We start from the raw sequence: 20,127 nt of genomic DNA, 5'->3' as shown, positions 1-20,127 counted from the left end.
GACAGCTCAGGAGGCGAAGAACGCCCGGGGGTCGGCCACCAGCACGCCGTGCTCGGTGAGCCGCTCGATCAGACCCGACGGTGAGGCGTCGTAGACGATCGCGAGCGCCCGCAGGTCGTCGGCGCGGATGGAGAGCACCCGGCCGTTGTAGTCACCGCGCTGCTGCTGGATGGCGCGGGCGTAGCGGGCGACATAGGCCAGGTCCTCGGAGGCCTCGTCGTAGAGCCGCTCCAGGTCCAGGACGATCTTGCTGGTGGGCTCGTGCCGGACGCCGCTGCCGTCGGGCAGCAGTTCCGAGACGGGGACACGGTAGAACTCGGCCAGCTCGGCCAGACGGGACACCGTCACGGCCCGGTCGCCACGCTCGTACGAGCCGACCACCACGGCCTTCCACCGCCCGTTCGACTTCTCCTCCACACCCTGCAGGGAGAGGCCCTGCTGCTGGCGGATGGAGCGCAGGCGTGCGCCCAGAGATTTGGCGTATTCAGAGGGCATTCGGACACTCCCAGTGCTGCTCGGGGTTCTCCCGTCGATCGCTACGGAGCGTGACGGTACGGGGAATGGGACACGTGGTCAAGTGGTCGTGACCTTACCGTTGGGGAGCACCGAGGGAGTTATCCCCATTTCGTGCGCCTGATCCGGTGGTCAGCGGCCGCTGTCCGTCGGCCCGGTGACCACTGGTAACGTGGCGTGAAGCCCCGGTCAGGTCCGCTCGCGCGAGCCGGCCGGAGGTGCCCGACATCCTTTAACGACCCGTCCTGTGAGGCGGGGAAGGAGGTCCGCCGTGGCATACCCACCGGCTGCCCGTTCGTCACCACCGCGACAACCCTCGGTGAAGGTGATCCTCGCCAGCGCCGACGTGCAGCGAGTGGTCGACCGCATCGCCCACCAGATCCTGGAGAAGACCCAGGGCGCCGCCGACACCGTGCTGCTGGGGATTCCCACCCGGGGAGCGCCCCTCGCGCGGCGGCTCGCCTCCCGGATCAGCACCTTCGAGGACGTCGTCGTCCCGGTCGGTGTGCTCGACATCACGCTCTACCGCGACGACCTGCGCCGGCACGCCACCCGCGCGATCGGCCCGACCCAGGTGCCCACCGGCGGCATCGACGGCAAGCGGGTGATCCTCGTCGACGACGTGCTCTTCTCCGGGCGCACCGTGCGTGCCGCTCTCGACGCGCTCAACGACGTGGGCCGCCCGGCGTCGGTGCAGCTCGCCGTCCTGGTCGACCGTGGCCACCGCGAGCTGCCGATCCGCGCCGACTACGTCGGCAAGAACATCCCGACGGCGCTCGCCGAGAGCGTCAAGGTGACGCTCGCCGAGATCGACGGCGCCGACGAGGTCAAGTTGTACGGGGGTGCCACCCAGTGAGCGCGAGGAGTGCAGCGCAGCGGAGCCCCGCAGTCGCGAACGAAAGGCCAGCAGAGTGATCAGGCACCTGCTCTCCGGCGCGGACCTGGACGCCGACACCGCCACCGAGATCCTGGACACCGCCGCCGAGATGGCAACGGTCGCCGGCCGCGAGATCAAGAAGCTGCCCGCCCTGCGCGGCCGGACTGTGGTGAACCTCTTCTACGAGGACTCCACCCGCACCCGGATCTCGTTCGAGGCGGCGGCGAAACGGCTCAGCGCCGACGTGATCAACTTTTCGGCCAAGGGGTCCAGCGTCGCCAAGGGCGAGAGCCTGAAGGACACCGCGCTGACCTTGCAGGCCATGGGCGCCGACGCGGTGGTCGTGCGGCACCCCGCCTCGGGCGCCCCGCACCGGCTCGCGAACTGGGTGGACGGGTCGGTGGTGAACGCCGGCGACGGCACCCACGAGCACCCCACCCAGGCGCTGCTCGACGCGTACACCATGCGGGCCCGGCTGGGCCGGCTGGCCGGCCTGTCCGTCGCGGTGGTCGGGGACGTGCTGCACTCCCGGGTGGCCCGCTCCAACGTCCTGCTGCTGTCCACCCTCGGCGCGAAGGTCACCCTGGTCGGCCCGCCCACGCTCATCCCCGTCGACATCGCCGGCGCCCTCGCCCCGGGCACCGACGTGTCCTACGACCTCGACGCGGTGCTGCCCGACGTGGACGTGGTGATGATGCTGCGGGTGCAGCGGGAGCGGATGCAGGACTCCTACTTCCCCTCCGCGCGCGAGTACTCCCGCCGCTACGGGCTGGACGGCCCGCGGATGCGCCGCCTGCCCGAGCACGCGATCGTCATGCACCCGGGCCCGATGAACCGGGGAATGGAGATCACCCCCGAGGTGGCCGACTCACCCCGCTCCACCATCGTCGAACAGGTCACCAACGGGGTCTCCGTGCGGATGGCTGTTCTTTACCTGCTGCTCGGAGGGAACAACAGGTGACCGCGTACCTCATCACCAACGTGAGCATCGTCGGCGCCGCGCCGACCGACCTGCTGATCCGCGACGGCGTCGTCGCCGAGGTCGGGCCGGGGCTGTCCGCGCCGGACGCCGTGGTGGTCGACGGCGCCGGGCTGGTCGCCCTGCCCGGCCTGGTCGATCTGCACACCCACCTGCGCGAGCCCGGCCGGGAGGACGCCGAGACCGTGGAGTCCGGGTCCCGGGCGGCGGCGCTGGGCGGCTACACCGCGGTCTGCGCGATGGCGAACACCTCGCCTGTCGCGGACACCGCGGGCGTCGTCGAGCAGGTCTGGCGACTCGGCCGGGAGGCCGGGCTCGTCGACGTGCAGCCGGTCGGCGCGGTCACCGTCGGGCTGGCCGGCGAGCGCCTGGCCGAGCTGGGCGCGATGGCCGACTCCGCGGCCCGGGTGCGGATCTTCTCCGACGACGGGCACTGCGTCGCCGACCCGCTGCTGATGCGCCGGGCCCTGGAGTACGTCAAGGCGTTCGACGGGATCATCGCCCAGCACGCCGAGGAGCCCCGCCTCACCGAGGGCGCCCAGATGCACGAGGGTGAGGTCTCCACCCGGCTCGGCCTGATCGGCTGGCCGGCGGTCGCCGAGGAGGCGATCATCGCCCGGGACGTGCTGCTGGCCGAGCACGTGGGCAGCCGCCTGCACGTCTGCCACGTCTCCACCGCCGGCAGCGTCGAGGTGCTGCGCCAGGCCAAGGCCCGTGGTGTACGCGTCACCGCCGAGGTCACCCCGCACCACCTGCTGCTCACCGACGAGCGTGCCGAGACCTACGACCCCGTCTTCAAGGTCAACCCGCCGCTGCGGACGGCCGCCGACATCAGCGCCCTGCGGTCCGCGCTCGCGGACGGCGTCATCGACATCATCGCCACCGACCACGCCCCACACGCCGTGGAGGACAAGGAGTGCGAGTGGGCGTACGCCCGACCGGGGATGCTCGGTCTGGAGACGGCCCTGTCCATCGCGCTTGATGTGCTCGGCCCCGAGTGGGACCTGATCGCCGAGCGGATGTCGCGTACCCCCGCCCGGATCGCCGGACTCACCGGCCACGGCGTCGACCCGGCGCCCGGCGTGCCCGCCAACCTGACACTTGTCGACCCGGCCGCCCGCCGCACCATCGAGCCGACGGAGCTGGCCAGCCGCAGTCGCAACACCCCGTACGCCCGCATGACGCTGCCGGGTCGCATCGTGGCGACCTTCCTGCGCGGCGAGCCGACGGTCCTGGACGGAAAGGCAGTCAAGTAATGGTCAAGCGCAGACCCGCGATCCTGGTGCTAGAGGACGGGCGCACGTTCCCCGGCGAGGCGTACGGCAGTGTCGGCGAGACCTTCGGCGAGGCGGTCTTCAACACCGGCATGACCGGCTACCAGGAGACGCTCACCGACCCGTCCTACCACCGGCAGGTGGTCGTGCAGACCGCCCCGCACATCGGCAACACAGGCGTCAACGGCGAGGACGACGAGTCCGGCCGGATCTGGGTGGCCGGTTACGTCGTCCGCGACCCGGCCCGGATCGGCTCCAACTGGCGGGCCACCGGCAGTCTGGAGGACCGCCTCGCCACCGAGGGTGTGGTGGGCATCAGCGGCGTGGACACCCGGGCGTTGACCCGGCACCTGCGCGAGCGGGGCGCCATGCGGGTGGGCATCTCCAGCGTCGAGAAGGACCCGCAGAGCCTGCTGGCCCGGGTCCGGCAGTCACCGCAGATGGTCGGCGCGGACCTGTCCGCCGAGGTGAGCACCCCCGAGCCGTACGTCGTCGAGGCGCTCGGCGAGCACCGGTTCACAGTGGCCGCGCTGGACCTGGGCATCAAGCGCAACGTGCCGCGCCGGCTGGCCACGCGCGGGGTGACCACACACGTACTGCCCGCCTCGTCGAGCATCGAGGACCTGCTGGCCACCGGCGCCGACGCGGTCTTCCTGTCGCCGGGCCCCGGAGACCCGGCCACTGCCGACGGTCCGGTGGCGCTGGCGAGGGAGGCGCTGCGGCGGGAGGTGCCGCTGTTCGGCATCTGCTTCGGCAGCCAGATCCTCGGCCGGGCGCTCGGCTTCGGCACCTACAAGCTGGGCTACGGCCACCGGGGCATCAACCAGCCGGTGCTCGACCGGGCCACCGGCAAGGTCGAGGTGACAAGCCACAATCACGGCTTCGCGGTGAAGGTGCCGGGCGCGGGCGCCGGCGCGGTGGTTCCCGACCAGGTGATCGACACCGACTTCGGCGGCGTCCAGGTGTCGCACGTCTGCCTCAACGACAACGTCGTCGAGGGGCTGCGGGCCGTGGACGTGCCCGCGTTCACAGTGCAGTACCACCCGGAGGCGGCCGCCGGCCCGCACGACGCCGACTATCTCTTCGACCGGTTCGCCGACCTGATCGAGGGTCGGAACCACAGCAGGGGGCGCAGCAATGCCTAAGCGGACCGATCTCAAGCACATCCTCGTGATCGGCTCCGGGCCGATCGTCATCGGGCAGGCCTGCGAGTTCGACTACTCCGGCACCCAGGCGTGCCGGGTGCTGCGCAGCGAGGGCATCCGGGTCAGCCTGGTCAACTCCAACCCCGCCACGATCATGACGGACCCGGAGTTCGCCGACGCCACGTACGTCGAGCCGATCACTCCGGAGTTCGTGGAGCTGGTCATCGCCAAGGAGCGCCCGGACGCCATCCTGGCGACCCTGGGCGGGCAGACCGCGCTGAACACCGCCGTCGCCCTGCACTCCGCGGGCGTCCTGGAGAAGTACGGCGTCGAGTTGATCGGCGCGAACATCGACGCCATCAACCGGGGCGAGGACCGCCAGCTGTTCAAGGAGATCGTGGCGAAGGCAGGCGTACGCCTGGGCGTCGACGACCCGGCTGCGCTGGTGCCCCGGTCCCGGGTGTGCCACTCCATGGACGAGGTCGAGGCGACAGTCGCCGAGCTGGGCCTGCCGGTGGTGATCCGGCCGTCGTTCACCATGGGTGGCCTGGGCTCCGGCATGGCGCACACCCCGGAGGACCTGGCCCGCATCGCCGGCGACGGCCTGACCGCCAGCCCGGTGCACGAGGTCCTCATCGAGGAGAGCGTGCTCGGCTGGAAGGAGTACGAGCTTGAGCTGATGCGCGACCGGCACGACAACGTGGTCGTCGTCTGCTCGATCGAGAACGTCGACCCGATGGGCGTGCACACCGGCGACAGCGTCACCGTCGCGCCGGCCATGACGCTCACCGACCGGGAGTACCAGCGCCTGCGTGACCTGGGCATCGCCGTGCTGCGCGAGGTCGGGGTGGACACCGGCGGCTGCAACATCCAGTTCGCGGTCAACCCGGTGGACGGCCGGATCGTCGTGATCGAGATGAACCCCCGGGTGTCGCGCTCCTCGGCGCTGGCCTCCAAGGCGACAGGCTTCCCGATCGCGAAGATCGCCGCCAAGCTGGCCATCGGCTACACGCTCGACGAAATCCCCAACGACATCACGCTGAAGACCCCTGCGGCGTTCGAGCCGTCCCTCGACTACGTCGTGGTGAAGATCCCCCGGTTCGCGTTCGAGAAGTTCCCCGGCGCGGACCCGGAGCTGACCACCACGATGAAGTCGGTGGGCGAGGCCATGAGCCTCGGGCGCAACTTCACCGAGGCGCTGAACAAGGCGATGCGCTCGATGGAAACCAAGGCCGCCGGTTTCTGGACCACTCCAGATCCGCAGGGCGTCACCCTGGCCGACACCCTCGCCGCGCTGCGGATCCCGCACGACGGCCGGCTCTACACGGTGGAGCGGGCGCTGCGCCTGGGCGCGTCGATCACCGAGGTCAACGAGGCGTCCGGCGGAATCGACAGCTGGTTCCTGGACCAGATCGCCGCGTTGATCGAGCTGCGCGCCGAGATCGTCGACGCGCCGGTGCTCGACGCCGAGCTGCTGCGTCGCGCCAAGCGGGCCGGCCTGTCCGACCGGCAGCTCGCCGCGCTGCGTCCCGAGCTGGCCGCCGAGGACGGCGTACGGACCCTGCGGCACCGCCTCGACGTGCGCCCGGTCTACAAGACCGTGGACACCTGCGCGGCCGAGTTCGAGGCCACCACGCCCTACCACTACTCCACGTACGACCTGGAGACCGAGGTCGCGCCGTCGGACCGGCCGAAGGTGCTGATCCTGGGCTCCGGCCCCAACCGGATCGGGCAGGGCATCGAGTTCGACTACTCGTGCGTGCACGCCGTGCAGGCGTTGCGGTCGGCCGGTTACGAGACCGTCATGGTCAACTGCAACCCGGAGACGGTCTCCACCGACTACGACACCGCCGACCGGCTCTACTTCGAGCCGCTGACCTTCGAGGACGTCCTCGAGGTCTGGCACGCGGAGGACTCCTCCGGCCGGGCCGCCGGCGGCCCGGGCGTGATCGGTGTGGTCGTGCAGCTCGGCGGGCAGACCCCGCTGGGGTTGGCGCAGCGGCTCAAGAACGCCGGCGTGCCGATCGTCGGCACCTCTCCGGAGTCGATCCACCTGGCCGAGGAGCGGGGCGCGTTCGGCGCGGTGCTGGCCCGCGCCGGGCTCCGCGCGCCGGCGCACGGCATGGCCACGTCCTACGACGAGGCCAAGGCGATCGCCGACGAGATCGGTTACCCGGTGCTGGTCCGGCCGTCGTACGTGCTGGGCGGGCGGGGCATGGAGATCGTCTACGACGACCCGACGCTGCGCGACTACATCGGCCGGGCCACCGACATCTCCGGCGACCACCCGGTGCTGGTGGACCGGTTCCTCGACGACGCCATCGAGATCGACGTGGACGCCCTGTGCGACGCCGACGGCGCGGTCTACATCGGCGGCGTGATGGAGCACATCGAGGAGGCCGGCATCCACTCCGGCGACTCGTCCTGCGCGCTGCCGCCGATCACCCTCGCGGGGTCGCACCTGGCCGAGGTCCGCCGCTACACCGAGGCGATCGCCCGCGGTGTCGGCGTCCGCGGTCTGCTCAACGTGCAGTACGCGCTCAAGGACGACGTGCTCTACGTCCTGGAGGCCAACCCGCGTGCGTCGCGGACCGTTCCGTTCGTCTCCAAGGCGACGGCCGTTCCGCTGGCCAAGGCGGCGGCCCGGATCGCGCTCGGCGCGACAATCGCCGAGCTGCGCGCCGAGGGCCTGCTCCCGGCGACGGGGGACGGGGGCACGATGCCCGCCGACGCGCCGATCGCGGTCAAGGAGGCGGTGCTGCCGTTCAAGCGCTTCCGGACCCGGGCGGGCAAGGGGATCGACTCTCTGCTCGGGCCGGAGATGAAGTCGACAGGCGAGGTGATGGGCATCGACACCAACTTCGGGCACGCCTTCGCCAAGAGCCAGTCCGCCGCGTACGGGTCGTTGCCGACCGCCGGGAAGATCTTCGTCTCGGTGGCCAACCGGGACAAGCGCGGCATGATCTTCCCGATCAAGCGACTGGCCGACCTGGGCTTCGAGATCGTGGCGACCGCCGGCACCTCCGAGGTGCTGCGCCGGCACGGCATCGCCTGCGAGCAGATCCGCAAGCACTACCAGGCCGGCGAGGGTGACGACGCGGTGTCGCTGATCCTCGGCGGCGACGTGGCGCTCGTCATCAACACGCCGCAGGGCTCGGGTGCCAGCGCCCGCTCGGACGGCTACGAGATCCGCAGCGCCGCCGTCACCGCCGACATCCCCTGCATCACCACTGTCCCGGGCGCGGCGGCGGCGGTCATGGGCATCGAGGCGCGCATCCGGGGGGACATGCAGGTCCGCCCCCTGCAGGATCTGCACGCCACTCTCCGGGCGGCACAGTGACCCTGTTCGAGCGGGTCGTACGGCCGGGGTTGTTCCGCCTCGGCGGTGGGGACGCCGAGGCGGCGCACGAGTGGACACTGCGGCGGTTGGCCGCGCTGTCGCGGCGTCCGGTGGCCCTCGCCGCCCTGCGGGCCCGGTACGCGGTCGACGCGCCGCGCACGGTGTTCGGCGTGCGGTTCCCCAACCCGGTCGGGCTCGCCGCCGGCATGGACAAGGACGGCGCCGCGTTGGCTGCCTGGCCGGCGCTCGGCTTCGGCTTCGTCGAGGTCGGCACCGTCACCGCGCACGCCCAGCCGGGCAATCCCCGGCCTCGGCTGTTCCGGCTGCCGGGCAGCGAGGCGGTGATCAACCGGATGGGCTTCAACAACGCCGGGGCCGCCGCGCTCGCCGCCCGGCTGGACGCGCTGCCACGCCCGATCGGGGTGCCGCTGGGCATCTCGCTTGGCAAGTCCAAGGTGACCCCGCTCGACGAGGCGGTCGAGGACTACCTCGCCTCGTACCGCGCGCTGCGCGGGCACGGCGACTACTTCGCGGTAAACGTGTCCTCGCCGAACACGCCCGGCCTGCGGTCGTTGCAGGATCGGGCACACCTGGACGCCCTGCTGGCCGCGCTGGTGGGGGAGAAGCCGATCCTGGTCAAGATCGCACCGGATCTCACCGAGGCGGCGATCGCCGAGCTGCTGGAGGTGTGCCTGGCCCGGGGCGCCGCCGGCGTGATCGCCACCAACACCACGCTGTCCCGGGACGGACTGGCCCCGGCCGACTCCGCGCGCGGCGCCGAGACCGGAGGACTGTCCGGCCGGCCCCTGACCGGCCGCGCCCGGAACGTGGTCGCCTTCGTGCACTCCGAGACCGGTGGCCGCCTGCCGATCATCGGCGTCGGCGGAGTGCTGGACCCGGACGACGCGGCGCGGATGATCGACGCCGGGGCCGCCCTGGTGCAGCTCTACACCGGCTTCATCTACCGGGGCCCGGCCCTGGTCCGCGCCTCCGCCCGGGCCACCGCCCACGCGGCGGCCACAGCGGTGGCGCCGGACCCGGTCGCCGGACGGTGACCGCCCCGGCCCGGTGCTGGCCCGCCCGCAGCGCCGGGCCGGCACCGGGTCGGGCTGCGCTGGGCTGGGCCGCCCTGTGGCCGGCTGCGCTGGGCTGGGCCGGCTTCGCGCTGGCCCGGCCCCTCAGCCCTGACCCGGCCCGGCCGCCTGCCCATCACGGCCCGGCACGTCCGTGTCGGAAAGAGGAGTACGTGTGACACCCGAGGAGATCCTGGCCGCCGACCGGGCGCATGTCTGGCACCCGTACGCCGCGCTGCCACCGGCCAACCCGCCGTACGTGGTGCGGAGCGCCCAGGGCGTACGGCTGACCCTTGCCGACGGGCGGGAACTGGTGGACGGGATGTCGTCCTGGTGGGCGGCGATCCACGGCTACCGGCACCCGGTGCTGGACGCGGCCGTGACCGACCAGCTCGGACGGATGAGCCACGTGATGTTCGGCGGGCTCACCCACGAGCCGGCCGTGCAGCTCGCGCAAACCCTTGTGGAGCTGGCCCCGGAGGGTCTGGAGCACGTGTTCCTGGCCGACTCGGGCTCGGTGGGCGTCGAGGTGGCGGTGAAGATGTGCCTGCAGTACCAGCGGGCCGTCGGCCGACCCCAGCGACGGCGGTTGGCGACGTGGCGGGGCGGCTACCACGGCGACACGTTCCACCCGATGAGCGTCTGCGACCCGGAGGGCGGGATGCACCACCTCTGGGGTGAGGTGCTGCCCCGGCAGATCTTCGCCCCGGTGCCGCCCGGGGGCTTCACCGACCCGCCCGACGAGGCGTACGTGGCGGCGTTGGTGGACACCGTCGAGCGGCACGCCGACGAGCTGGCCGCCGTGATCGTCGAGCCCGTCGTCCAGGGTGCCGGTGGGATGCGGTTCCACCACCCGGGTTACCTGCGGGTGCTGCGCGAGGTGACCCGCGCGCACGGGGTGCTGCTGATCTTCGACGAGATCGCGACCGGATTCGGCCGTACCGGCGCGATGTTCGCCGCCGAGCACGCCGGGGTGGCCCCGGACGTGCTGTGCGTGGGCAAGGCCCTCACCGGGGGCTACCTGACCCTGGCCGCGACGTTGTGCACGGCGGAGATCGCCCGGGGCATCTCTGCCGACGGCGTCCTGGCTCACGGGCCCACGTTCATGGGCAACCCGCTGGCCTGCGCGGTCGCCAACGCCTCCATCGGGCTGCTGCGGGCCGGAGACTGGGCGACGCAGGTGTCCAGGGTCGGCGTCGGCCTGCGCACCGGCCTGGAGCCGCTGCGCGCCGCCCCGGGCGTGGTCGACGTGCGGGTGCTCGGTGCGATCGGGGTGGTCCAACTCGACCACGAGGTCGACCTCGGCGCGGCCACCGCGGCGGCCGTCGAGAGCGGCGTCTGGTTGCGGCCGTTCCGCGACCTGATCTACACGATGCCGCCGTACGTCACCGACGACGCCGACCTGGCCCGCATCACGGCCGGGGTGGCGGCGGCGGTGGCGGCCGGCTGAACGGTTCCGGTCAACGAGTACGCCGAGGCGGTTCGCCGCCCGGACGAGAAGAGGGGAAGTACGCCGATGGAGAGCTTCGGCAACCGACTGCACCGGGCCACCGCCGAGCGCGGGCCGCTCTGCGTGGGCATCGACCCGCATCCCGGTCTGCTGGCCCGCTGGGGTCTCGCGGACGACGTCGACGGCCTGGAGCGGTTCGCAGGGACCGTGGTGGACGCCCTCGGTGACCGGGTTGCGGTGGTCAAGCCTCAGTCGGCCTTTTTCGAGCGATTCGGATCCCGCGGTGTGGCGATCCTTGAGTCAACTATCCGACAGTTACGAGAAGCCGGTTCGCTCGTTCTTCTCGACGTCAAGCGTGGCGACATCGGCTCAACGGTCAGCGCGTACGCCTCCGCGTACCTCGATCCATCCAGCCCGCTGTATGTCGACGCGGTTACGGCCAGTCCCTACCTGGGAGTAGGTTCGCTGGCGCCGATGTTCGAGTTGGCCGCCAAGCATGGCGGCGGTGTCTTCGTGCTGGCCCTCACCTCGAACCCCGAGGGCGCGGCCGTGCAGCGGGCCCGCACGGCCGACGGGCGTACCGTCGCGCAGACCGTGATCGACGAGATTTCCCAGCTCAACAGGGGTGCTGACCCCCTCGGCAGCTTCGGTCTGGTGGTCGGCGCGACCATCGGTGACACCGGCCATGACCTCTCCGGCGTGGGGGGTCCGCTGCTCGCTCCAGGGCTCGGCGCGCAGGGTGCGGGTGCCGCCGATCTGCGTACCGTCTTCGGTTCCAGCCTCGCCGCGGTGCTCCCGTCGTACTCCCGGGAGGTCCTGTCGGCGGGACCGGACGCCGATGCTCTGCGGGCCGCCGCGGACCGGGTTCTGGCCGACTGCAGGGCCGTCCTGGCTGCCCGGTGACTGACTGACGGCTCGGTCACTTTGCGGTGATCATCGCGCGCCCACGTTGCCGAAAGCTCCGCTGACCGCTAGTTTTCCCCGCGCTGGGAACCACGGACCCCTTGGTTCACAGCGACACCACGTTTCACAGATGCGGCGGTGCGCCCCGCCCGTCGCGATAGGGACCTGAGGAGAACTGGTGCCGCTCCCGTCACTGACCCCCGAACAGCGCGCTGCCGCGCTCGAGAAGGCCGCGGAGATCCGCAAGGCCCGTGCCGAGCTGAAGGAGCAGCTCAAGCAGGGCAAGACCACTCTCGGTGCCGTCCTCGAGCGGGCCGAGAGCGACGACGTCGTCGGCAAGCTCAAGGTTTCGGCCGTCCTGCAGGCGATGCCGGGCATCGGCAAGATCCGGGCTACCCAGATCATGGAGAAGCTCAAGATCGCTGACAGCCGTCGCCTGCGTGGCCTCGGCGAGCAGCAGCGCAAGGCACTGCTTGGAGAGTTCGCCGCCAACTGAACCTGGCAGCGTGTAGAAACAAGCAGTGAGCACGGATGACGAGGCGCGCCCGGCGGCTCGGCTCACTGTCCTGGCTGGACCTTCGGGTTCCGGCAGGGAGAGTGTCGTCGAGCTCGTTCGGGCGCGTTTCCCGTCCGTGTGGATCCCGGTGCCGGCAACGACAAGGCCGCGCCGGGAGCCGGAGGCCAATGGAGTGCAGCGGGTCTTTCTCGCCCCGGCGGAGTTCGAGCGCCGGGTGGCCACCGGCGACCTGGTGGAGTGGTCGCGGATCGGCGCGTACCACCGGGGCACTCTCTACCCGCCGCTGCGCGTCCGGCTCGACGCCGGGCAGCCGGTCCTGCTGCCGCTCGACGTCGCCGGGGCCCGGCTGGTGCGGGCGCGACTGCCCGACACGCGGCTGGTGCTGCTGATCCCGCCCGGGCGTCGGCCTGACGCCGCCGTGGTGGCGGCCTTCACGCACACGCTGACCCACGACCGCACCGATCGGGTCGCCGACGAGCTGGTAGGCTTACTCGGTTCTTCTTATCCGGATCCGGCCTGGTCACGCGTGCGTGGCTGACGGCCGGTCGCCGTTGAGACTCAGCACCGCGTCCGCGCGGTTCGAAAGACGCAGAGGTTAATTCGTGGGATCCATCGCCAACCCCGAAGGCATCACCAACCCGCCGATCGACGAGCTCCTCGAGAAGACGACGTCGAAGTACGCGCTTGTCATCTTCGCCGCCAAGCGCGCGCGCCAGGTCAACGCCTACTACAGCCAGCTCGGTGAGGGCCTCCTGGAGTACGTCGGCCCGCTCGTCGAGACCACCCCGCAGGAGAAGCCCCTCTCCATCGCCATGCGCGAGATCAACGCGGGCCTGCTCACCGCCGAGCCGACCGACCAGCCGTAAGCCCGCACCCGTCGATGTCCGCCTCGATCGTCCTCGGGGTCGGCGGCGGCATCGCCGCCTACAAGGCGTGTGAGCTGCTGCGACTCTTCACCGAGTCGGGTCACCGGGTCCGTGTCGTGCCGACCGCGTCGGCGCTGCGGTTCGTCGGGGCACCGACCTGGGCGGCGCTCTCCGGTCAACCGGTCGCTGACGACGTCTGGTCCGACGTGCACGAGGTGCCGCACGTCCGCCTCGGCAAGCAGGCCGACCTCGTGGTGGTCGCGCCGACCACCACTGACCTGCTCGCCAAGGCCGCCCACGGGCTCGCCGACGACCTGCTGACCAACACGCTGCTGACCGCCCGCTGCCCGGTGGTGCTGGCTCCGGCCATGCACACCGAGATGTGGGAGCACCCGGCCACCGTCGCCAACGTCGCCACGTTGCGGGCCCGGGGCGTCCGGGTCATCGAGCCGGCCGTCGGGCGGCTCACCGGCGCCGACACCGGCAAGGGTCGACTGCCCGACCCGGCGGAGATCTTCGCGGTCGCCCGCCAGGTCCTCGCTCGGGGCGTGTCCGCTCCCGCCGACCTGACCGGCCGCCGGCTGGTGGTCACCGCCGGCGGCACCCGCGAGCCGCTGGACCCGGTCCGCTTCCTCGGCAACCGCTCCTCCGGCAAGCAGGGCTACGCCTTCGCCCGGTCGGCTGTCGCCCGGGGCGCGCGGGTCACCCTGATCACGGCCAACGTCGCCCTCACCGACCCCGCCGGGGTCGACCTGGTCCGCGTCGGCACGACCGCCGAGCTGCGTGAGGCGACCCTCAAGGCCGCCGTCGAGGCCGACGCGGTCGTGATGGCGGCGGCTCCGGCCGATTTCCGACCGGCGACGTACGCGCCTGGCAAAATCAAGAAGTCGGACGACGGTGTGGCACCCACCATCGAGCTCGTCACCAACCCGGACATCGCGGCGGAGCTCGGCCAGCGCAAGCGACCGGAGCAGGTGCTCGTGGTGTTCGCCGCCGAGACCGGCGACGCGGAGGCCAACGGCCGGGCGAAACTCGCCCGGAAGCGGGCCGACCTGATCGTCGTCAACGAGGTCGGCCCGGACCTGGTCTTCGGCGCCGACACCAACACGGTGACGGTCATCGGCGCGGACGGCTCGGTGAGCCGTCTGCCGGAGCAGTCCAAGGAGGCCGTGGCCGACACCGTGTGGGACCTCGTCGTGGCGCGGCTGGCCAACCGCTCCTGACGGGTGGAACAGCGCGCGACCGACCCCGACACCGGCCGCAGCGGTGACTAGACTGCCGCGGAACGACCTCACACGCTTAGGAGTGCCGTGACACGCCGCCTCTTCACGTCCGAATCGGTCACGGAAGGCCACCCGGACAAGATCGCCGACCAGATCAGCGACGGCATCCTCGACGCGCTGCTCACCGAGGACCCGCACAGCCGGGTCGCGGTCGAGACCATGATCACCACCGGCCAGGTACACATCGCCGGTGAGGTCACCACGAAGGCGTACGCCGACATCCCGACCATCGTCCGGCGCACCATCCTCGACATCGGCTACGACTCGTCGAAGAAGGGCTTCGACGGCGCGTCCTGCGGGGTCAGCGTCTCGATCGGCGCGCAGTCCGAGGACATCGCGCAGGGCGTGGACAACGCCTTCGAGTTGCGCACCGGCGCGTCGGAGAGCGCGCTGGACGCGCAGGGCGCCGGCGACCAGGGCATGATGTTCGGCTTCGCCTGCTCGGAGACTCCGGAGCTGATGCCGCTGCCGATCGCGCTCGCCCACCGGCTGGCCCGCCGCCTCGCCGCGGTGCGCAAGGACGGCACCATCCCGTACCTGCGTCCGGACGGCAAGACCCAGGTCACCATCGAGTACGAGGGGCTGCGCCCGGTCCGCCTGAACACGGTTGTGGTGTCCAGCCAGCACGCCGCGGACATCTCGCTGGAGTCGCTGCTCACCCCGGACGTGCGTGACTCCGTCATCGCTCCCGAGCTGGAGAGCCTCGGTCTGGACACCGACGGCTACCGGCTGCTTGTCAACCCGACCGGCCGGTTCGAGATCGGCGGCCCGATGGGTGACGCGGGCCTGACCGGCCGCAAGATCATCGTCGACACCTACGGCGGGTACGCCCGCCACGGCGGCGGCGCGTTCTCCGGCAAGGATCCGTCCAAGGTGGACCGCTCGGCCGCGTACGCGATGCGCTGGGTGGCCAAGAACGTCGTCGCCGCCGGCCTGGCCGAGCGGTGCGAGGCGCAGGTCGCCTACGCCATCGGCAAGGCGCACCCGGTGAGCCTGTTCATCGAGACGTTCGGCACCGAGACCGTGCCGGTGGCCTCGATCGAGAAGGCCGTCGGCGAGGTGTTCGACCTGCGCCCGGCCGCGATCATCCGGGACCTCAACCTGCTCCGACCGATCTACCAGCAGACCGCAGCGTACGGCCACTTCGGCCGGGAGCTGCCGGACCTGAGCTGGGAGAGCACCGACCGGGCCGCCGACCTCAAGTCGGCCGCGGGAGCCTGACCGCCACCAGGCGTAGCGACCGGCGACCCGCGGACGGGTCGCCGGTCGCGCGCGTCTGCGTGGATGTCGGACTGGCGCACCTGGACCGCCCGTTCGACTACCTGGTACCGGCCGAGCTGGACGACGTGGCGGTGCCCGGCACCCGGGTGAAGGTGCGCTTCGCGGGACAGCTCGTCGACGGGTGGTTGCTGTCGCGAGCCGACGACTCCGGGCACACCGGCCGGCTCGCCTACCTGGAGAAGGTCGTCTCGCCCGAGCCGGTGCTGGCGCCCGAGATCGCCCGGCTGGCCCGGGCCGTCGCGGACCGGTACGCGGGCAACCTCGCCGACGTGCTCCGGCTCGCCGTGCCACCCCGGCACGCCCGGGTCGAGAAGGAACCCCACGCCACCGGCGAGTCCGTCCCACCGGACGCCGCCGACCTCGACGGGTCCACCGCCGACCCGTCGGCCGCCGGCGAGCCGGTCGACCCGCGTGGGTGGCGGGACTACCCGACCGGGCCGGCGCTGCTGCGGGCGCTCACCGACGGTCGGGCGCCCCGCGCGGTCTGGTCCGCGCTGCCGGGCGAGGACTGGGCCGCCCGCTACGCCGACGCGGTGGCCGCCACCGTCGCCGGTGGGCGCGGCGCCGTGGTCGTGGTGGCCGACGCCCGCGACCTCGACCGTCTCGACGCCGCGCTGACCGGGGTGCTGGGACCGGGGCGGCACGTCACCCTCTCCGCCGCCCTCGGGCCGGCCCGGCGCTACCGGGCGTTCCTCGCCGCCCGGCGCGGGCAGGTGCCGGTGGTCATCGGTACCCGCGCCGCGATGTTCGCCCCGGTGAACCGGCTCGGCCTCGTCGCCGTCTTCGACGACGGGGACGACCTGCACTCCGATCCCCGGGCGCCCTATCCGCACGCCCGTGACGTGCTGCTCACCCGGGCGCAGCTCGCCGAGGCCGGCGCGCTGATCGGCGGGTACGCCCGGACGGCCGAGGCGCAGCTGCTGCTGGAGACCGGCTGGGCCCGGGAGGTGGTCGCCGACCGGGCGACGGTACGGGCCCGGATACCGGCCATCGCGCCGACAGGTGACGACCCGCAGCTCGCCCGTGATCCCGGTGCGGCCACCGCCCGGCTGCCCAGCCTCGCCTGGACGGCCGCCCGCGACGCCCTGCGGGCGGACCTGCCGGTGCTCGTGCAGGTGCCCCGACGCGGCTACCTGCCCTCGGTCTCCTGCGCCGACTGCCGTACCCCGGCCCGCTGCGCGCACTGCGCCGGCCCGCTCGCGCTGCCGTCGGCCGGCGGCACCCCCGCCTGCCGGTGGTGCGCCCGGGTCGCCGCCGCGTACGCCTGCCCCGAGTGCGGCGGGCGGCGGCTGCGGGCCGCGGTCACCGGTGCCCGGCGTACCGCCGAGGAGCTGGGCCGGGCCTTTCCCGACGTGCCGGTGCGGACCTCGGGACGGGAGGAGGTGCTTACCGACGTGCCCGGCGGGGCCGCTCTGGTCGTCGCCACCCCCGGCGCCGAGCCGGCCGCCGAGGGTGGCTACGGCGCGGTGCTGCTGCTCGACTCCTGGGCCCTGCTGACCCGGGCCGACCTGCGGGCCGGCGAGGAGGCGCTGCGTCGGTGGCTGGCCGCCGCGGCGCTGGCCCGCCCGGCGCCTGCCGGCCGGGTGGTGGTGGTCGCCGACGGCGCGCTCGCGCCGGTGCAGGCGCTGCTGCGCTGGGATGCCGCCTGGTTCGCGGGCCGGGAACTGGCCGAGCGCCGCGAGCTGGGCTTCCCGCCTGCGGTACGGATGGCAAGCGTCACCGGCCCGGCCGAGGCGGTTGCCGACCTGCTCGCCGCGGCCCGGCTGCCCGGCGACGCCGAGGTGCTCGGACCGGTGCCGGCCGACGAGGGGCGGGAGCGGATGCTGGTCCGGGTGCCCCGGGCACGGGCCGCCGCGCTCGCCGAGGCCCTGCACTCTGCCGCCGGGCTGCGCGCCGCCCGCAAGGCCGCCGATCCGGTTCGTCTCCAGGTCGATCCGCTGAGCCTGTTCTGACCGTTTTTCCGGTTGTGGAGCCCGGCCTGGCGCACCTGCCCGCACACCGCGTCCGGCAAAGCGGTGGCGTCGAGGTGGTAGCATCGCCCGTCATGCTCGGGCGTACGACGGCCCCAGGTCACGGCACCGCCGCGGAAGGGCGGGCCGGGAACGCGTCGGTCGGACGCGATGTCGATGATGTCAGGAAGCCGGTTATCAGGGGTGGACCAGTCGTGACCGTTCGACAATCGATCGTCTTCAACGGCGACCTCGGCAGCGGCAAGAGCACCGTGTCGGTGGAGATCGCCAAGCGACTCGGTATGCGCCGGGTCAGCGTGGGTGACCTCTACCGGGAGATGGCGCAGCAGCGGCAGATGACAGCCCTGCAGCTCAATCTGCACGCCGAGCTGGACCAGGCCGTCGACGGTTACGTCGACCAGCTCCAGCGCGACATCGCCGCCTCCGGCGAGCACCTGATCATGGATTCGCGGCTGGCGTGGCACTTCTTCACCGACGCGCTCAAGGTGCACATGATCACCGAGCCGGGTGAGGCGGCGCGCCGGGTGCTGGCCCGACCGTCCGGCCCGGCGGAGAGCTACGCCTCCCTCCAGGAGGCCAAGGCCAAGCTCCGCGAGCGCAGCGAGAGCGAGCGCAGCCGGTTCATCGTCCGCTACGGGGTGGACAAGGCGCGTTTGCGCAACTATGACCTGATCTGCGACACCACCCGGGCCTCCGCCGACGAGGTGGTCGAGCACATCATCGCCGCGTACGAGGGCACGCTCGGCGCGGACGTGCTGCGCGACGGCCGGCCGCTGCTGCTGCTCGACCCGGCGCGCGTCTACCCGACCGAGGACATCGCGACCCTGCGCGGGCTGTGGGACAGCGAGTTCGTCGGCGACGTGGCCGAGGCCGGCGACGAGTCCCTGGAGCCGCTCAAGATCGGCTTCACCGGCGAGTACTTCTTCGTCGTCGACGGTCACCGTCGGCTCAGCGCCGCCGTGCAGAACGGCTTCTCCCTGGTCCCCGCCGAGTTGGTCGCGGAGGTCGACGAGCCGGTGGTGGGCGGGATGAGCGCCGTGGACTACTTCGCCGCGCAGGTGCGCCCCGGCCTGGTCTACGACTGGGAGGCCGCCCACAAGATCCAGCTGCCGCTGCCCGAGCCGGCGCTGCTCGGCGGCGACGCCGTGCTCGCCGCGGACCGGGGCGTCGGCGCCTGAGCCCAGCGCGGAGCCGGACCGGCACGCGGGATGCGCGCCGGCCCGGCCCCAGGGCCGTACGATTGTTCGCCGGTAGGCGTCAGCCCAGGACCACGCCGGAGGCACCGACGCCGGCCATGCCGGAGAAGATGTCCTCGTAGTAGATCCGCCAGGCGCACACCCGGCCGGTGGGAACGTAGCCGGTACACGTCGTCGCGGTGTTGGTGTCGTCGATGGCGGTGTTGGTCCCGGTCGCCCAGACCTGGAGGGTGTTCGCCGCGTTCACGATCTCCACCGGGCCGCCGCTGTCACCCTGGCCGATGGCGTTGGTGTGGAGGGTGTTCTCGGCCTGGACCTGACCGCAGACCGTGCCGAAGTTCCGCACGTTGATGCACAGGTTGCGGGCCTTCACCTGGATCGAGCACCGGGTGCCGGAGTACGCGCCGGAGGTGCACACCCAGTTGCCGACCTGGCTGGCCTGTGCGCCGATCACCTGGTTGCTGAACTCGCTGACCACCGCGCCGACGGCGTCGGTGCTGTTGTTGAAGACCCGGCCGCCCCCGCTGCCCGCGATGAGCAGGGTGTCGCTGCTGACGTTGCGGGTGCTGACCGTGCCGATCGTCTGCCCGGTCGGGTCGGTGGCGAGGACGCCGAGGTTGGCGCAGTGCGCGGCGGAGAGCACCCGCGTCACCCCGCCCTGGTAGACCCCGAAGCCTGTCGAGCAGCCACCGCCGTTGGCGGTGTTACGCCACGCGGCGCCACCCCACCACGGCGGCGAGTCGTCCCACCTGGTCGCGGGCGCGGCGGCGACACCTGTCTGCACCGTCACCGGCACGCCGGCGAGAGTCGACGCGCCGAGCAGTCCGCTCTGCGTACCGACGAGCAGGCCGGCGCCGTCGGCGCGCGGCCCCACCGTGGTGATCTTGTCGCCGGCCGTGGCCCGCAACCGGTCCGCCGCGACCATCAGCTCCCGCTGCGAGTACGCGGCGGGCAGCACCGTCGTCGCGACTGTGGCCCGGGCGTTGGCGACCAGGCGCGCCGGCGCCTCGCCCTTCCAGTAGACCTGGAGGTGGCGGGTGGTGGGATCGGCGACGACACCGGCGAAGCCGGAGTTCGCGCTGCGCTGCGCCGCGTTCGTGATCTGCGCGGCGGCGGTGTTCATCCGCTGCTGCAACCGGAGCAGCTCGGACCAGGAGGCGAAGCCGCCGGGCACCGGCGCGCTGTCGACGAACGATCCGGTGGTGGTGGCCTTGCCCCCCGGCGCGGCAGTCGCCGGTGCGGCACTCACGCCCGCGACGAGCAGCGTGAGGCCGCACGCGGTGACGGCGATGCGACGCAGCATCGTCGTGGACCGTCGGGCGGTCGGGTGTGGACGGATCATCTGGTACCCCTTCCCCAGGGTTTCGTGGCGCGGGCCGAACCCGCACCGAGACGGTGGCACGAGACGTCGGCTCAGCACGGCGATCCTGGACGGGACTGGACACCGTCGGACACCGCCG

Annotated in this window: 17 protein-coding genes; 15 read left to right on the top strand and 2 right to left on the bottom strand. The window is 72.3% G+C overall.

Annotation, left to right across the window (positions count from 1 at the left end):
* Window positions 1-6 precede the first annotated feature (6 nt).
* Window positions 7-495, bottom strand: a complete 489-nt coding sequence (locus ACLQ26_RS04425) for a transcriptional regulator BldD (RefSeq protein WP_007458348.1) — start codon at window positions 493-495, stop codon at window positions 7-9.
* A gap of 289 nt (window positions 496-784) precedes the next feature.
* Here ACLQ26_RS04425 and pyrR point away from each other — a divergent pair, with 289 nt between their 5' ends.
* The 15 genes from pyrR (at window position 785) to ACLQ26_RS04350 (ending at window position 18,649) form a co-directional block, all read left to right on the top strand.
* Window positions 785-1,369: a bifunctional pyr operon transcriptional regulator/uracil phosphoribosyltransferase PyrR gene (pyrR, locus tag ACLQ26_RS04420; protein ID WP_425743201.1), complete on the top strand. Its 585-nt coding sequence runs from the start codon at window positions 785-787 to the stop codon at window positions 1,367-1,369.
* A 55-nt stretch (window positions 1,370-1,424) separates the two neighbouring features.
* A complete protein-coding gene (locus ACLQ26_RS04415) occupies window positions 1,425-2,351 on the top strand; it encodes an aspartate carbamoyltransferase catalytic subunit (protein WP_425743200.1) in 927 nt (308 codons plus the stop codon).
* Window positions 2,348-3,625 carry a dihydroorotase gene (locus ACLQ26_RS04410; protein ID WP_425743199.1) on the top strand — a complete coding sequence of 426 codons (1,278 nt, stop codon included), beginning with the start codon at window positions 2,348-2,350 and terminating at the stop codon, window positions 3,623-3,625. Before ACLQ26_RS04415 ends, ACLQ26_RS04410 begins: the two co-directional genes overlap by 4 nt.
* Window positions 3,625-4,788, top strand: coding sequence for a glutamine-hydrolyzing carbamoyl-phosphate synthase small subunit (gene carA / locus ACLQ26_RS04405; RefSeq protein WP_425743198.1), 1,164 nt, complete (start codon window positions 3,625-3,627; stop codon window positions 4,786-4,788). Before ACLQ26_RS04410 ends, carA begins: the two co-directional genes overlap by 1 nt.
* Complete coding sequence (gene carB, locus ACLQ26_RS04400) at window positions 4,781-8,128, top strand: carbamoyl-phosphate synthase large subunit (protein ID WP_425743197.1); 3,348 nt, start codon at window positions 4,781-4,783, stop codon at window positions 8,126-8,128. The genes carA and carB overlap by 8 nt, the downstream gene beginning before the upstream one ends.
* Window positions 8,125-9,183, top strand: a complete 1,059-nt coding sequence (locus ACLQ26_RS04395; RefSeq protein WP_425743196.1) for a quinone-dependent dihydroorotate dehydrogenase — start codon at window positions 8,125-8,127, stop codon at window positions 9,181-9,183. The genes carB and ACLQ26_RS04395 overlap by 4 nt, the downstream gene beginning before the upstream one ends.
* Before the next feature lie 193 nt (window positions 9,184-9,376).
* Window positions 9,377-10,651, top strand: coding sequence for an adenosylmethionine--8-amino-7-oxononanoate transaminase (locus ACLQ26_RS04390; protein WP_425743195.1), 1,275 nt, complete (start codon window positions 9,377-9,379; stop codon window positions 10,649-10,651).
* Window positions 10,652-10,717: 66 nt separating this feature from the next.
* A complete protein-coding gene (pyrF, locus tag ACLQ26_RS04385) occupies window positions 10,718-11,554 on the top strand; it encodes an orotidine-5'-phosphate decarboxylase (RefSeq protein WP_425743194.1) in 837 nt (278 codons plus the stop codon).
* 178 nt (window positions 11,555-11,732) lie between these two features.
* Window positions 11,733-12,050, top strand: a complete 318-nt coding sequence (mihF, locus tag ACLQ26_RS04380; protein WP_007458370.1) for an integration host factor, actinobacterial type — start codon at window positions 11,733-11,735, stop codon at window positions 12,048-12,050.
* Window positions 12,051-12,075: 25 nt separating this feature from the next.
* The gene (locus tag ACLQ26_RS04375) at window positions 12,076-12,609 is read left to right on the top strand and encodes a guanylate kinase (RefSeq protein ID WP_425743193.1); all 534 of its coding nucleotides are present in this window, start codon (window positions 12,076-12,078) and stop codon (window positions 12,607-12,609) included.
* A gap of 64 nt (window positions 12,610-12,673) precedes the next feature.
* A complete protein-coding gene (gene rpoZ / locus ACLQ26_RS04370; RefSeq protein WP_007075826.1) occupies window positions 12,674-12,937 on the top strand; it encodes a DNA-directed RNA polymerase subunit omega in 264 nt (87 codons plus the stop codon).
* Window positions 12,938-12,951: 14 nt separating this feature from the next.
* Entirely contained in the window at window positions 12,952-14,160 is a 1,209-nt protein-coding gene (gene coaBC, locus ACLQ26_RS04365; protein WP_425743192.1) for a bifunctional phosphopantothenoylcysteine decarboxylase/phosphopantothenate--cysteine ligase CoaBC, read from the top strand.
* Window positions 14,161-14,247: 87 nt separating this feature from the next.
* Window positions 14,248-15,441: a methionine adenosyltransferase gene (gene metK, locus ACLQ26_RS04360; RefSeq protein WP_363686891.1), complete on the top strand. Its 1,194-nt coding sequence runs from the start codon at window positions 14,248-14,250 to the stop codon at window positions 15,439-15,441.
* A 59-nt stretch (window positions 15,442-15,500) separates the two neighbouring features.
* Entirely contained in the window at window positions 15,501-17,453 is a 1,953-nt protein-coding gene (locus ACLQ26_RS04355; RefSeq protein WP_425743191.1) for a primosomal protein N', read from the top strand.
* Window positions 17,454-17,665: 212 nt separating this feature from the next.
* Complete coding sequence (locus tag ACLQ26_RS04350) at window positions 17,666-18,649, top strand: AAA family ATPase (protein WP_425743190.1); 984 nt, start codon at window positions 17,666-17,668, stop codon at window positions 18,647-18,649.
* A gap of 79 nt (window positions 18,650-18,728) precedes the next feature.
* On the opposite strand, the gene ACLQ26_RS04345 is transcribed toward ACLQ26_RS04350, so the two are convergent.
* Window positions 18,729-20,009: a hypothetical protein gene (locus tag ACLQ26_RS04345; RefSeq protein ID WP_425743189.1), complete on the bottom strand. Its 1,281-nt coding sequence runs from the start codon at window positions 20,007-20,009 to the stop codon at window positions 18,729-18,731.
* Window positions 20,010-20,127 lie beyond the last annotated feature (118 nt).

The sequence above is a fragment of the Micromonospora sp. DT43 genome (assembly GCF_049841645.1).
In the GTDB taxonomy this organism is placed as follows: Bacteria; Actinomycetota; Actinomycetes; order Mycobacteriales; family Micromonosporaceae; genus Micromonospora.
This window is presented reverse-complemented; position numbering and strand designations above follow the sequence as displayed.

Bases quoted from the DNA above. Each gene is read 5' to 3' on its own strand.
- carB (WP_425743197.1), top strand. From the start codon at position 4,781: ATGCCTAAGCGGACCGATCTCAAGCACATCCTCGTGATCGGCTCCGGG.
- pyrF (WP_425743194.1), top strand. From the start codon at position 10,718: ATGGAGAGCTTCGGCAACCGACTGCACCGGGCCACCGCCGAGCGCGGG.
- ACLQ26_RS04425 (WP_007458348.1), bottom strand. From the start codon at position 495: ATGCCCTCTGAATACGCCAAATCTCTGGGCGCACGCCTGCGCTCCATC.
- ACLQ26_RS04345 (WP_425743189.1), bottom strand. From the start codon at position 20,009: ATGATCCGTCCACACCCGACCGCCCGACGGTCCACGACGATGCTGCGT.
- coaBC (WP_425743192.1), top strand. From the start codon at position 12,952: ATGTCCGCCTCGATCGTCCTCGGGGTCGGCGGCGGCATCGCCGCCTAC.
- carA (WP_425743198.1), top strand. From the start codon at position 3,625: ATGGTCAAGCGCAGACCCGCGATCCTGGTGCTAGAGGACGGGCGCACG.